General features: G+C 74.0%; 11 protein-coding genes. 7 read left to right on the top strand and 4 right to left on the bottom strand.

What is annotated here, in order from left to right; translation table 11 throughout:
• Window positions 1–145 precede the first annotated feature (145 nt).
• The 4 genes from ACZ58X_RS34370 to ACZ58X_RS34355 all read right to left on the bottom strand — a co-directional run bounded on the left by ACZ58X_RS34370 (window position 146) and on the right by ACZ58X_RS34355 (window position 5446).
• On the bottom strand, window positions 146–1240 hold the full coding sequence (locus ACZ58X_RS34370) for an alpha/beta hydrolase (protein WP_470337492.1): 1095 nt from the start codon (window positions 1238–1240) through the stop codon (window positions 146–148).
• Between the two features lie 52 nt (window positions 1241–1292).
• On the bottom strand, window positions 1293–3743 hold the full coding sequence (locus ACZ58X_RS34365) for a penicillin acylase family protein (protein WP_470337491.1): 2451 nt from the start codon (window positions 3741–3743) through the stop codon (window positions 1293–1295).
• 231 nt (window positions 3744–3974) lie between these two features.
• Entirely contained in the window at window positions 3975–4649 is a 675-nt protein-coding gene (locus ACZ58X_RS34360; RefSeq protein ID WP_470337490.1) for a cutinase family protein, read from the bottom strand.
• Window positions 4650–4783: 134 nt separating this feature from the next.
• On the bottom strand, window positions 4784–5446 hold the full coding sequence (locus ACZ58X_RS34355) for a TetR/AcrR family transcriptional regulator C-terminal domain-containing protein (RefSeq protein WP_360236558.1): 663 nt from the start codon (window positions 5444–5446) through the stop codon (window positions 4784–4786).
• Between the two features lie 250 nt (window positions 5447–5696).
• Between ACZ58X_RS34355 and ACZ58X_RS34350 the strand changes: the two genes are divergently transcribed.
• The 7 genes from ACZ58X_RS34350 (at window position 5697) to ACZ58X_RS34320 (ending at window position 13366) form a co-directional block, all read left to right on the top strand.
• A complete protein-coding gene (locus ACZ58X_RS34350) occupies window positions 5697–5831 on the top strand; it encodes a hypothetical protein (protein WP_470337489.1) in 135 nt (44 codons plus the stop codon).
• Window positions 5832–5916: 85 nt separating this feature from the next.
• Entirely contained in the window at window positions 5917–7680 is a 1764-nt protein-coding gene (locus ACZ58X_RS34345; RefSeq protein ID WP_470337488.1) for an ABC transporter substrate-binding protein, read from the top strand.
• Window positions 7677–8603 carry an ABC transporter permease gene (locus ACZ58X_RS34340; RefSeq protein ID WP_470337487.1) on the top strand — a complete coding sequence of 309 codons (927 nt, stop codon included), beginning with the start codon at window positions 7677–7679 and terminating at the stop codon, window positions 8601–8603. Before ACZ58X_RS34345 ends, ACZ58X_RS34340 begins: the two co-directional genes overlap by 4 nt.
• Before the next feature lie 12 nt (window positions 8604–8615).
• The gene (locus ACZ58X_RS34335; protein ID WP_470337486.1) at window positions 8616–9434 is read left to right on the top strand and encodes an ABC transporter permease; all 819 of its coding nucleotides are present in this window, start codon (window positions 8616–8618) and stop codon (window positions 9432–9434) included.
• The gene (locus ACZ58X_RS34330) at window positions 9431–11116 is read left to right on the top strand and encodes a dipeptide ABC transporter ATP-binding protein (protein ID WP_470337485.1); all 1686 of its coding nucleotides are present in this window, start codon (window positions 9431–9433) and stop codon (window positions 11114–11116) included. Before ACZ58X_RS34335 ends, ACZ58X_RS34330 begins: the two co-directional genes overlap by 4 nt.
• Window positions 11113–12276, top strand: coding sequence for an NtaA/DmoA family FMN-dependent monooxygenase (locus ACZ58X_RS34325; RefSeq protein WP_470337484.1), 1164 nt, complete (start codon window positions 11113–11115; stop codon window positions 12274–12276). Before ACZ58X_RS34330 ends, ACZ58X_RS34325 begins: the two co-directional genes overlap by 4 nt.
• A gap of 67 nt (window positions 12277–12343) precedes the next feature.
• On the top strand, window positions 12344–13366 hold the full coding sequence (locus ACZ58X_RS34320) for an LLM class flavin-dependent oxidoreductase (protein ID WP_470337483.1): 1023 nt from the start codon (window positions 12344–12346) through the stop codon (window positions 13364–13366).
• The last annotated feature ends 104 nt before the right edge of the window (window positions 13367–13470 follow it).

Here is a 13470-nt window from a genome sequence, read left to right as displayed (position 1 = left end):
TCTCACGAGTGGTTTGGGGCCCCCTCGAACCTTGGTTTTGGGGTGCACGGGGTGTTTTCCCCTGCGTGGTCCTGGGCCCCCCCCTGCGCCCCCCCCCCCTCCCCCCCCCGGCCGGGCCCGCTGGGTCAGCAGGGGTCAGGACGGCTCAGGAGGCGAAGGCCCGTTCCAGCCGGGGGATCAGGTCCCGGAGGTCCTGTTCCCAGCAGTAGGCGTTGTGGCCGCCGTTGCACCGGCTCCCCCAGGCGGAGCCGTCGCCGTAGTCGACGTAGTAGTAGGGCATGCCGAGGGCGTCCATGTGCTCCTTGACGTGCTTGGACGCGCCTTCGAGCCAGAACTCCGGCTCGGTGGCCACCCCGCGGCCGTTGCCGACGTAGATGGAGACGCCGACGCCGGCGAGCTTGTCCATGTGCTGCGACGGGTCGGCCGCGTTCCACCGCCAGTCCGCGTTGAACACCGGGTAGGGCGTGCCGAACAGGGCGTCGCTGTCCACGGCGGGCTTGTAGGGGTCGTTGTTCGGGTCGCACGCGCCGGACGAGGAGCCGCAGATGGCGCCCTGCGCGTCGATGAGGGAGGCGACGACGGCCAGCCGGAGGTCCATGGAGTCGGCCGACAGGTCGATGTCCCCGGACAGGGACGCGGTCTGGTTGAACAGGTCGGGGCGGTCCTGGGCGTAGTGGAGGGCGCCGAACCCGCCCATGGAGACCCCGGCGACGGCCCGGCCCTTCTTGGTGGCGACGGTCCGCAGGTTGGCGTCGATGAACGGGATCACCTGGTTGAGGTGGAAGTTCTCCCAGTTCTGGGCGCCGAGCTGGGTGTTCTGGTTGAGCCAGTTCGCGTACCAGCCGCGGGCGCCGCCGTCCGGGATGACGGTGATCATCGCGTTGGAGGTGGTCAGCGCCGGGTAGTTCTGCTGGATCGGGTCGTCGGGCGAGCCGTGCAGGAAGTACAGCACGGGGTAGCGCCGGGTCGGGTCGTCGTAGTAGCCGCTCGGCAGGATGATCTTGATGTGGTGCTTGCCGGTGACCTCGGGCGTGGTGACGGTGAGGTAGAAGTTCGTGGGGCCGCCCACGCTCGTGTCGACCTGGGTCAGGCCGTGGCCGTCCGTCATCGGCGGCGGCGCGCCGACGGCGGCGGCCTGGGCCGGGGCGGCCGGGGCGGCCGTGGTGGCCGTCCCGAGGATGCCGACGACGGCGGCCAGCAGGGCCACCAGCCTTCGCCGGCGGTGCGGTGTCCTCGTCATGGTGCTCCCCCTCGTGGGTGGCGTCGTGGGTGTCGTCGTGCGCTGGGAGGTCTCAGTCGAGGACCTTGACCTCCAGGGCCGGTGAGGCCGCGATCTGCTCCTCGGTGTAGCGCTCCGGCACCCACTGGCCGGTCGAGAACAGCTTGGTCTGGTCCGCGTAGTGCGGTGAGTTCGGGTTGGCGGACTGGGAGTAGGCCAGCACCGAGGCGGCCTGCGGCGGCCCGTCGGCGGTGAACCGGGTCTCCTGGATGAAGCTGGAGCCGAAGGTGATGTCGAACGTGCCGTCGACCGTGCCGGGCGTGACCACGTTCAGCACGCCCACCTCGTGGATCGCGCCGGGGACCGGGATCTGCTCGCCGTTGCGGGTGACCTTCTGGACGTCCGACAGCCGCGCGTCCAGCGGGATGCCGGCGTTGCGCAGGGAGAGCACGGCCCGGGCGACCGAGTTGCGGACGGCGTCGTTGCCGGCGTCCAGCGAATTGGGCGTGTGCACCGGGTCCTTGGGGTCGAAGGGCACCCGCCAGGGCAGCTTCTCGATCGCCTGACCGCCGCCCAGGAGGAACCAGACGTTCTCGAACAGCCAGGAACCCCGGCTGTCCGGCGTGAAGTCGTGGTTCCAGGCGGCCAGGATCGGGCACGCCTCGCTGATGTTCACCAGGTTGCCGTCCACCAGCACGAGCCCGAACGGCGCGCCCTGGCAGGCGCTCACCGTGGCGTTGAGGGCGAGGTCGGCCGCCCTGCTGTGGTCGGAGAACAGCAGTTGCCGCATCGTCTCCGGGGTGAAGCCGCGGCCCGGCAGGCCGTCGGTGCCGTTGATCCGGTTCTGCGCGGTCAGGATCAGCTGCTGGGTGCGCAGCGTCCGGGGCGCCGCGGTGTCGCCCATCACCCGGGGGAAGGACAGCGGCTGCTCGGGGTTGGCCAGCCAGGCGCTGTCGTTGGCGTTGCCCACGAAGTCGGAGCGGATCAGCCGCGGTTGCTTGTGCGGGTCCATCAGCCCCGGCGCGACGGCGTTCGGGTCGTTCGGCCAGTCGCACTCGCTGCGTTTGCCGTCGAAGATCGAGACCGGTGGCACGTTGGGCAGCCGCAGCGACTGGTTGAACAGGATCTGGCCGGTCAGGGTGAGGCAGGACTGCGCGTGGTCGTCGGTGATGTTCGGGGTGGCCTGGATGTCCGCGTAGAGCGCGTTGCCCTTGCGGTCCGAGGCGACGGTGTTGAAGAAGGGGACGCCCTCGGTGGTCTCCAGGGCGTTCACCACCTCGTTGACGTCCTTGGCCTGGTCGAGGTGGAACCAGGTGTTCAGCGCCCGCAGGTTGTCCATGTTGGCGTCCCGCACCGCGTGGGCGCTCACGATCCAGGGCAGCTGGGTGCCCAGGACCGAGGTGGTGATCGGGCCGTAGCGGGTGGCCCAGAGGGTCCTGGTGACCCGGCCGACGGAGCCGTCCGGGTTCAGCACGTCGACCCCGACCTGCTGCGAGGTCATCGGCGTCCAGACGCCGTCCACCAGGTAGTTGGTGGGGTGCAGCGGGTCCACCTGGACGTCGAAGAGGCCGAACGGGGCGACCGTGGCGACGGTGTGGCTCCAGGCGACGTCGTCGTTGTGCCCGATGTTCACGGCGGGCAGGCCGAGCAGGCTGGCCCCGGAGACGTTGAAGCGGCCCGGGATGGTCAGTTGGGCCTGCCACATCCGGTTCTTGCCCTGCCAGGGGAAGTGCGGGTTGGCCAGCAGCATGCTGGTGCCCCCCGACACCCCCTGGGCGCCCACCGCGAGGGCGTTGCTGCCCATGCTGCCCTGCTGCCGGGCGGCGGCCATCGCCTCGCGGATCCGGTTGCCGGTCTCCTCGGGCGAGAGCTGCGGCATCGCGGCGGCCGGCCGGGCGGCCCCGGGCTGGGCGGCGACCGAGGCGCCCGGGGGTGCGGCGTTGACCTCGCCGTCCACCAGCGGGTCGGCGCTGCCCATGATGATCTCGGCGTGGGCGTGCCGGTAGACGTCCAGCTCGGTGATCGGCCGCACCCAGGCGGCGCCGCGGCAGGCCGGGTCGGAGAGGTTGCCGACGCCGGTCTCGGCCAGGTACCGGTTGTAGCCCCGGACGTAGCCGCGGATGGCCTCCTTGACCTCCGGCTCCGGGCCCTTGGGCGCGGGCTGGTCGATCAGCCCCTCGACCACCCGGTTGTCGTTGATCCGCTGGAAGTAGAGGTCGCTGTTGAGGTTGGTGGTGCTGTTCTGGTTCTGGCCGGGGCTGGCCTTGCCGTTCGGGCCCAGGTAGCGGGAGCGCTGGGCGTTGACCATCAGGTAGGTGTCGGCCAGGGTGCAGATGTTGTCCTTGGCGGCGGCGTAGCCGTAGCCCTCCCCGAGGCCCGCCAGGTCGGCGGCGATGATGTGCGGGATGCCGTACTCGGTGTAGCGGATCGTCGGTTTGTCCGGCGCCCCGGCGGCGGCCGAGCCGCCGGCCGGTGGTCCGGCGGCCACCGTCGTGCCCAGCAGTGCCGCTGCGGCCAAGACCACCACCGGTAGCCTCGCTGTGAGTCCCCTCCGCGCCATCGGGCCGTCCCTTCCCTGTCATCCGAGGGTTTTGTCCGTACGCGGCCACGCTAGGGAGGGGCGATGACAGACCGATGACGGAGGCCCCCGCCACCGCCCGCGCAGACGGCGCACCACCTGCCGGTGGCCAGGCGCTGCCCGGTCACTGACAGGTGGTGCGGGAGCCGGTTGCGGGCCCGGCGGCGTGCGCGGCGGCTACCAGCTCGCCGGGTACCAGGCGCCGTTGTACCACTGCTCGTTGGCGCCGTCGTTGTGGTGGTCCATGTTGAAGTCTTCGGGGTAGTTCTTGACGTGGTTGTTCGGGTAGGTCCAGATGCCGGCGGACTCGTCGCAGACGTAGTCCCAGTGGCAGATCGTCTTGACCGGCACGTTGCCGAAGAACCGGTCGGCCCCCGCCAGCGGGGCGCCGATGATGCCGCCGAACGGCACGGCCCCGCCGTTGGCCCCGGGCGGGCCCTGGCGCTTGGGGTCGGCGACCAGGATGGCGTTGACGTTGCCGAAGGTCTGCCAGTTCTCGGTCACCCAGACGTGCACCACGCCGGCGCCCAGCGAGTACCCGGCCATCTTGACGTGCTGGTCGGGACAGGCCGCCCGCTGGTCGCGGACCAGCCGGTTCAGCTCGTTGACGCCCGCCCGGGTGCTCGCACCGTTGGGGATCTGGGTCGGGTAGCCGACGTGCTGCTGGATGTTGCCGTAGAAGCCGTCGTTGTTCCAGGAGCTGCCGGTGCCCCCGACGACGATCGTGTAGGTGCCCTCGCACGGGGCGGCCACCCGCGTGGTGGCCCCCTGTGCCGTGACGCCTTGGGCCGCCGTCAGGCCCACCGTCATCAGGAGTCCGGCGGCCGCGGCCGCGATCCGTCGTGCTTGCATTGCGTTCCTCCCCACGAGGTCGGCCCACCCGCCCGCTCCGTTGCGGTGCGCGGTGGGCCCAGGTCACCGGAGGACCATCGCAGCGGGCGATGACAGAGCGATGAAGCCGATCGTCCGGGGGGCGCCGCCGCTGGTCAGGGGCGGCGGGCCGGGCGGCGGCGCGGGGTGCCGAAGGCGCGCAGGAAGGTGTCGACGCCGGTGCGGACGGCGGTGGCGAGGTCGGCGGGGGCGACGGGCCGGGTGCCGAGGGCGGAGAGGCCGGGGAGGTTGCCGGAGACCAGGGCGATGAACTGGGCCGCCGCCACGGCCGGGTCGTCGAGGTCCAGGTGGCCGCGGTTGGCCAGGCTGGAGAGGCGGCCGGCCAGCACGTCCTGGACCGGCTGGGAGCCGCGGGCGACGACCTGGTCGTAGAGGTCGGGCAGCCGGGAGGCCTCGGCGTAGAGCAGCCGTTGCAGGGCCCAGCCCTCGTCGCTGAGCTGGCACTCGACCACGCGGTGGGCCACCCGCTCCAATTCGGCCGCGAGGTCCTGTCCGTCGTCGGGGAGGCTGGCGAGGGCGGCGACGATGCGGTTGGCGGTGCGTTCGGCGCCGTCCCGCATCACCACCCGGAAGAGGTTCTCCTTGTCCCCGAAGTGGTTGTAGAGCGTCGGTTTGGCCACTCCGGCCGCCGCGGCGATGGCGTCGATGCCCGCCTGCGCGTAGCCCTCGCGCGTGAACACCTTGACGGCGGCGTCCAGGATGGCGCTGCGCTTGTCGATCCGGCCACGGCCCGTACCCGGGAGTTCACGTTCGTTCACGTTCCTCACAGTAGCGCACAGGCCATTGCTAAATCCGATCTGAACTCTTGAGTTCAGTTTCAGGGGAGGCTGCGCACCAGGGGCCTTGCTGGGCCTGATGTCGCCTCCCATGGAGCGGACCGCAATTGAACAAGCCAGTTCAGTCTGATTAACTACCCGGGTCAGTGGGAATCGTTTCGCGCCAGTCCCTGGGCGAGAACTGACCATTCATCGACGCTCCGGTTCCGGAGCCGGTCTCCTAGGAGTACGGGTGTCCGCCACGCGTGGCCTGCCGGGCATGCGCCCGCTGCTCGCCGCCACCCGTCGGGCGATCGACCTCTCCCGTACCGACAGCGCGCTCTGTACCCGGCCGCGTGGCGCCCCCGCGCGGTCCGGCAGCCTCTGACCGGCCGGCGCGGCGGCCCTCGCGGCGACCCCGACCCGTCCCCGGCGGCCCCGCCGCCGTCCGCGCCCCGGAGAGAAGCCCCGCCATGCGACCGCACCCCGACACCCTCACCCCCACCAACCCGACCACCGCCGGAACGACCAGCGCCGGAACGGCCACCGCCGGAACGACCTCCCGCCCGACCCGCCGCCGAACCGCCGTCCACAGCCGGGGGTTCCGCTCCAGACTCGGCCTCGTCGCCGCCCTCACCCTGCTCCCGCTGACCGCCGCCTGCGCCGGCTCCGCGACCACGCCGGGCGGCGCCGACGCCGCCGCCGGCGACAAGCCGGTGGCCGGCGGCACCCTCACCCTCGCCGTCCCCTACGGCCCGACCTGCCTCGACCCGCACCAGGGCCAGGCGGACGCCCTGTTCTCCCGGGCCGCGCTGGACTCCCTGGTGTGGCAGGACGACAGCGGCACCGTCCAGCCCTGGCTGGCGAAGTCCTGGAAGATCTCCGAGGACCAGAGGACCTACACCTTCACCCTGCGCACCGGCGTCACCTTCAGCGACGGCACCGCCTTCGACGCCGCCGCGGTGAAGGCCAACCTGGACCACGTGGTCGCCCCCGCCACCAAGTCCGCCGGCGCCGCCCAGTTGATCGAGAACTACCGCTCGGCCAGGGTGATCGACCCGCAGACCGTGGAGGTCACCCTCGCCGCACCCGCCTCCTCGTTCCTCACCGGCCTGGCCTCCCCCAGCCTCGGCATCGAGTCCCCCGCCACCCTGGCCGGCGATCCCAAGGCGCTCTGCTCGAAGATCGTCGGCACCGGCCCGTTCACCAGCGCCGAGGGCTTCACCCCGCAGCAGGGCATCACCTACCAGCGCCGCGCCGACTACGCCTGGGCCCCCGAGGGCGCCGCCAACCGGGGCCCCGCCCACCTGGACCGGCTCACCGTGCGGATCGTCCCCGACAGCTCCTCCCGCCAGGGCGCGCTGACCAGCGGTCAGGCCGACGCCGCCGCCGCGATCGCCCCGGTGAACGTCGCCAAGCTCAAGGCCGACCCGAAGTTCACCGTGCAGAGCGCCGTCTCCCCCGGCGTGCCGTGGAGCCTGAACCCCAACACCGAGAAGGGCCCGCTCGCCGACGTCCGGCTGCGCCGGGCGCTGCGCAACGGCATCGACTGGCACCTGATCGTCCAGAAGCTCTACTTCGGCGTCTTCCCCGCCGCCACCGGACCGCTCTCCCCGTCCACCCCGCAGTACGCGGCGGGCGTCGCCGACCAGTACCGGTACGACGCGGCGGCCGCCGGGAAGCTGCTGGACGAGGCCGGCTGGACGGCGCGCGACGGCGAGGGCTACCGCACCCGGGACGGGAAGCGGCTGAGCCTGGACTTCCTGTACATCGGCGAGTACTTCGGCCAGTACACCGCCCTGGCCACCCAGATCCAGGGCGCCGCGAAGGACCTCGGGGTCGAGATCCGCAACCAGAACCTGGACACCGGCAGCTACGTCAAGCGCGTCCTGGCCGGGGACTACGACCTGCTCAACAGCAGCGCCAACAACGCCTCCCCGGACGCGCTGCGGCTGGTCTTCGGCAGCGCCCACATCCCCACCGCCAAGATCGACAACAACGCCGCCCGCTACCGCGACGACCAGGTCGACGCCCAGCTCGCCGAGGCGCTCGCGACCACCGACGTGCAGCGGCAGAAGACCCTCTACGCCGCCGTCCAGCAGAAGGTGAGCGAGGACGCGGCGATCCTGCCGGTGTTCAGCAACGCCTACGTGCTGGGCACCTCCGCCCGGGTGCGGGGCGTCGTCTTCGAGCAGCAGAGCTTCCCGAACTTCGCCGACACCTGGCTCGCCCGGTGATCGGCGCCGCCCTGCGCCGGCTCGGCAGCGCCGTCCTGGTGCTGTGGGGCGCGGTGACGGTCGCCTTCCTCGCCCTGCACCTCACCTCCGGCGACCCGGTCGACCTGCTCACCGGCCTGCGCGGCACCAGCGACGGGCTGCGCGAGGAGATCACCCGGGAGTACGGCCTCGACCGGCCGCTGCCGGTGCAGTACCTGACCTTCCTCGGCCACGTGCTGCGCGGCGACCTCGGCGACTCCTACGTGCTGCACCTGCCGGTGCGCACCGCGATCGGCCAGCAGCTCGGCCCGACCCTCCAACTGCTGGGCGCCACCGTACTGGTGACCGTCGCGCTGGCCGTCCCGGCGGCCCTGCTGACGGCCGGACGCCCGCGCTGGGTGCGCACCCCGGTCGCGCTGCTGGAGGGCCTGGGCGTGGCCGTGCCCGCGTTCTGGCTCGGCACCCTGCTGCTCGCCCTGTTCTCCTTCCGGCTGCGGTGGTTCCCCGCGCTCGGCGCACCGGGGCTGGACGGGCTCGTGCTGCCCGCCCTGGCGCTGGCCGCCGGGCCGGCCGCCGTGATCACCCGGGTGCTGCGCCGCGGCCTGGAACGGACCCTGGACGAACCCTTCGTCACCACCGCCCGCGCCCGGGGCGTCGGCGAGGCGGCCGTCCGGCTGCGGCACGCGCTGCGGCACGGCCTGCTGCCGGTCACCACCCTGGTCGGCTGGCTGACCGGCTCGCTGATCGGCGGCGCGGTGGTGATCGAGTCGGTCTTCTCCCGGCAGGGGCTGGGCACGCTCGCCGTCACCGCCGTCCGCAACAAGGACCTGCCGCTGGTCATCGGCATCGTGCTGGTCGCGGGCCTGGTCTACACCGTCGTCAACACCGCCGTCGACCTGTCCTACCGGCTGGTCGACCCGCGGCTGCGCACCAGCGAGAGCTGAGGAGGAAACCCCGTGGTCATCCCCCGCATCCGCCCCGGCGTCGCGCTGGGGCTCGCGGTCTGTGCCCTCCTGCTGCTGGCCGCGCTCGCGCCGGGCCTGTTCAGCGGGACCGGGCCGGACGCCGCCAACCCCGCCGACACCTTGCTGCCGCCCGGATCCGCGCACTGGATGGGCACCGACGAGAACGGACGCGACGTCTACTCCCGGGTCGTGCACGGCGCCCGGCCCTCACTGCTGATCGGCCTGGCCGCCTCCGCCCTGGCGCTGGCGGCCGGCACCCTGGTGGGGGTGCTGGCCGCCCAGGGCGGGCGGACCGTCGACCGGATCGCCGGCCGGCTGCTGGACGTCCTGCTGTCCATCCCCGGCGTGCTGCTGGTGCTGCTGGTGGTCGCGGTGCTGGGCACCGGCACCGGGAACCTGGTGGCCGGGCTCGCCCTGGTCACCCTGCCCGGGTACGCCCGGCTGGTGCGCGCCGAGGTGCTGCGGGTGCGCGGCACCGGCTACGTCGAGGCGGCCACCGTGCTCGGCTGGTCCCGGCTCCAGGTGGTCCTGCGGCACGTCGTGCCGAACGCCGTCGGACCGCTGCTGGCGCTGGCCACCGTCGGCGTCGGCGGCATGATCGTCACCGGCTCCGCGCTCAGCTTCCTCGGGCTGGGCCCGCAGCCGCCCACCGCCGAGTGGGGCGCGATGCTGGCCGGCAGCGGCGACTACGTCCAGGTCGCCTGGTGGACGGCGGTCTTCCCGGGCGCGGCGATCACCCTCACGGTGCTGGCCGTGTCGGCCGTCGGGCAGTGGCTCCAGGACCGGGCCGAGGGCCGGGTGGCGCGATGAGCACCGAGACCCGGCCCGGGGCCGCGGACCACCGGACCGAGCCCGCGCCACCGGTGGTCGAGCTGCGCGGCCTGCACGTCGCCTTCCCCGGCCGGCGCGGCCCGGTCACCGCCGTGCGCGGCCTGTCGCTGACCGTCGGCGCCGGCGAGAGCGTCGCCCTGGTCGGCGAGTCCGGCTCCGGCAAGAGCGTCACCGCGCGCACCCTGGTCGGGCTGGCCGGGCCGGGGGCGCGCACCACCGCCGAACTGTTCCGGATCGACGGGCGCGACGCGGGCGCGCTGACCGAGCGCCGGTGGCGGCCGCTGCGCGGGCGCCGGATCGGCTTCGTGCTCCAGGACGCTCTGGTCTCGCTCGACCCGCTGCGCCGGGTCGGCGACGAGATCGCCGAGGCGCTGCGCGCCCACCGCACCGTGCCGCGCGCCGAGGTGCCCGCGCGGGTGCTGGCGCTGCTCGCCGAGGCCGGGGTGCCCGAACCGGAGCTGCGGGCCCGGCAGTTCCCGCACCAGCTGTCCGGCGGGCTGCGCCAGCGCGCCCTGATCGCCTCCGCGCTCGCCGCCGACCCGGCGCTGCTGATCGCCGACGAGCCCACCACCGCCCTGGACGTCACCGTCCAGGCGCAGATCCTGGACCTGCTCGCCGCGCGGCGCCGGGCCGGCCGGGCGCTGCTGCTGATCAGCCACGACCTGGCAGTGGTGGCGCGGGTGGCCGACCGGGTGCTGGTGATGAAGGACGGCGAGGTGGTCGAACAGGGCCCCACCGCCGAGGTGCTGGCCGAGCCCCGGCACCCGTACACCCGGCAGCTGCTCGCCGCCGTGCCCCGGCCGGAGGCGCGCGGCACCCGGCTGTCCGGGCCGCGGGCGGGGAGCGCTCTGCCCCGGCCGCGCACCGGGGAGCGGGTGGTGCTGCGCGCCGAGGGCCTCGGCACGTCCTTCGCCGTCCCCGGGCACGCCCCGGTGGCCGCCGTCCGGGACGTCTCGCTGACCCTGCGGGAGGGCCGCACGCTGGGCATCGTCGGCGAGTCCGGCTCCGGCAAGAGCACCACCGGGCGCCTGCTGCTGGGCCTGGCCGCGCCGGACACCGGGAGCGTCGAGGTGGACGGGCAGTCCTGGCAGGGCCTGCGCGGCGCCCGCCGGCGCGCCCTGCACCGGCGGATCCAGGTCGTCCACCAGGACCCGCTCAGCAGCTTCGACCCGCGCTACCCCGTCGCCCGGATCATCGCCGAGCCGCTGGCCGCCACCGGGGTGCCCCGGCGGGCCCGGGCGGGCCGGGTCGCCGAGCTGATGGCCCAGGTCGGGCTGGGCCCGGAACTGCTGCACCGGCGGCCGCGCGAACTGTCCGGCGGGCAGCGCCAACGGGTCGCGATCGCCCGGGCGCTGGCGCCGCGCCCGCGGATCGTCGTGCTCGACGAGCCGGTGGCGGCGCTGGACGTCTCGGTCCAGGCCCAGGTCCTCGACCTGCTGGCCGAGCTGCGGGCCGAACTCGGCGTGGCCTACGTGTTCGTCTCGCACGACCTCGGCGTGGTGCGCCACGTCGCCGACGAGGTGCTGGTGATGAAGGACGGCGAGGTCGTCGAGTCCGGTGACGTCGCCGAGGTCCTGACCGCGCCGCGCCACCCCTACACCCGTCAACTGCTGGACGCCGTCCCCCACCTGGACGGCCCGAACCCCGGGAAGGTCCGATGAGCACCGAACGCGAGCTCCACCTCAACCTGCACATGGTCGGCGGCGCCATGGGCGTGCACCCCGCCGCCTGGCGCGAACCCGGCTCCGACCCGTACGGCTTCGCCCGGGTGGAGACCTGGGTGGCCGCCGCCCGGCTCGCCGAACGCGGGGTGATGGACGCGGTCTTCCTGTCCGACACCCCCGGGGTGTTCGCCGACATCCAGGCCAGCCCGCACGGCGCGTACTACCACGAGCCGACCCTGCTGCTCACCGCGATCGCCGCCGCCACCTCCCGGATCGGGCTGATCGCCACCGCCTCCACCACCTCCAACGAGCCGTACAACATCGCCCGCCGGTTCAAGTCGCTGGACGTGCTCAGCGGCGGGCGGGCCGGCTGGAACGCCGTCACCACCTACATCCCGCAGGTGGCGGCCAACTTCGGCGGCAGCGGGCTGGCGCCGCGCACCGACCGGTACGCGCGCGCCGAGGAGTTCGTCGACATCGTCAAGGCGCTGTGGCGCAGTTGGGAGCCGGAGGCGCTGGTGGCGGACGTGCGCACCGGGCGGTTCACCGACCCGGGGCGGCTGCGGCCGATATCCCACCAGGGGGAGCATTTCAGCGTCCGCGGACCGCTGCCGCTGCCGCCCTCCGCCCAGGGCCACCCGCTGGTCGTGCAGGCGGGCGCCTCGGAGCCGGGACGCGAACTGGCCGGACGCACGGCCGACGTGGTGTTCTCCGGGGCCAAGACCCCGGACGTCGCGCACGCCTACGCCGCCGACGTCCGGGCCCGGGCCGAACGGCACGGCCGCGACCCCCGGTCCGTCAAGATCCTGCCCGGGCTGATGACGACCGTCGCCGACAGCCGGCGCGAGGCGCTGGCCCGGCTGCGCCGGCTGGACGAACTGGCCGGCCACGCCCCCTGGCGCGGGGCGCACATCGAGGCGATCGGCACGCCCGAGCAGGTCGCCGACGTCGCCGAGGAGTGGTTCGCCTCGGGCGCCGCGGACGGCTTCACCCTGATGCCGGACGTCTTCGCCGACGGGCTGCCCGCCTTCGTCGAACTGGTGGTGCCGATCCTGCAGAAGCGCGGCGTCTACCGCTCCTCCTACCGGGGCAGCACGCTGCGCGAGCACTACGGCCTGCCGCACCCGTACCCCTCCCCGGCCCCGGCCGGCGTGTGACCGCCGCCGCCCGGACCCGGTCCACCCGCCCCCGGCGCGCCGGGGGCCGACTCCTGAGGAAACAGGCATGACCGTCTTCTCCGTCCTCGACCAGGGCCCCCGACGGGCCGGCACCGGGACCTCCGAACTGCTCGACGAGGCCGTCCGACTCGCCCGGCACGTCGAGGCCCTGGGCTTCCGCCGGTACTGGGTCGCCGAGCACCACGCCGAGGCGGCGGTGGGCATCTCGGCGCCCGAGATCGTCATCGCCCACCTGGCCGCCCGCACCACCCGGCTGCGGATCGGCGCCGGCGGGATGCTGCTGCCCAACCACTCGGCGCTGCACGTCGCCGAGCAGTTCCGCACCCTGGAGGCGCTGCACCCGGGCCGGATCGACCTCGGCATCGGCCGCTCCACCGGCACCGGGCACGGCCCGACCGCCGCCCTGCTGCAGCGCTCCTCGCTCGCCCCGGACGTGTTCAACGGCCAGCTGGCCCAGCTGCTGGCCTTCGGCGGGCACACCGCCCTGCCGGCGGGGCACGAGCTCGCCGCGGTCCGGGCCGTGCCGACCGACGCGCCGCTGCCCGAGGTGTTCCTGCTCGGCGGCAGCCCCGCCTCGGCGGGCACCGCGGCCCGGCTGGGCCTGGGCTACGCGTACCTGGCGGCCTACCAGGACCCGGCCAACGCCTTCACGGCGCTGCGCCGCTACCGGGAGCAGTTCCGGCCGGCCCGCGAGGGCGCGCGGCCGTGGGCCGTCCTGACCCTGACCGTGGTGGTGGGCCGGGACGACCGGCACGCCGAGGAACTGGCCACCCCGTGGCGGCTCGCGCTGGCCCAGCACGCGGTGGGCCGGTCCGCGCCGCTGCTGTCCGTCGAGGAGGCCCTGAGCCACCGGCCGTCCCCGGCCGAGCAGGTCGCGCAGCGCACCCCGCCGCTGAACGACCTGCGGTCCGAGGTGGTCGGCGGGCCGGACACGGTGGCGGCGAAGTTGAAGGCCTTCGTGGCCGAGTCGGGCGCGGACGAGGTGATGGTGGTGGCGAACACCTACGACCCGGCGGACCGCCGGGAGTCCTACACCCGGCTGGCCGAACTCGCGGGCCTGGCCTCCTGACCCACCGGAGGTGGGGGGGGGGGGGGGGGGGGGGGGGGGGGGGGGGGGGGGGGGGGGGGGGGGGGGGGGGGGGGGGGGGGGGGGGGGGGGGGGGGGGGGGGGGG

It is taken from the genome of Kitasatospora sp. NPDC040550 (genome assembly GCF_055594965.1).
This window is presented reverse-complemented; position numbering and strand designations above follow the sequence as displayed.

What these genes read in the sequence shown, in the direction of transcription:
- ACZ58X_RS34370 (WP_470337492.1), bottom strand. Translation starts at nt 1,240, where the DNA reads ATGACGAGGACACCGCACCGCCGGCGAAGGCTGGTGGCCCTGCTGGCC.
- ACZ58X_RS34360 (WP_470337490.1), bottom strand. Translation starts at nt 4,649, where the DNA reads ATGCAAGCACGACGGATCGCGGCCGCGGCCGCCGGACTCCTGATGACG.
- ACZ58X_RS34345 (WP_470337488.1), top strand. Translation starts at nt 5,917, where the DNA reads ATGCGACCGCACCCCGACACCCTCACCCCCACCAACCCGACCACCGCC.
- ACZ58X_RS34330 (WP_470337485.1), top strand. Translation starts at nt 9,431, where the DNA reads ATGAGCACCGAGACCCGGCCCGGGGCCGCGGACCACCGGACCGAGCCC.
- ACZ58X_RS34325 (WP_470337484.1), top strand. Translation starts at nt 11,113, where the DNA reads ATGAGCACCGAACGCGAGCTCCACCTCAACCTGCACATGGTCGGCGGC.
- ACZ58X_RS34320 (WP_470337483.1), top strand. Translation starts at nt 12,344, where the DNA reads ATGACCGTCTTCTCCGTCCTCGACCAGGGCCCCCGACGGGCCGGCACC.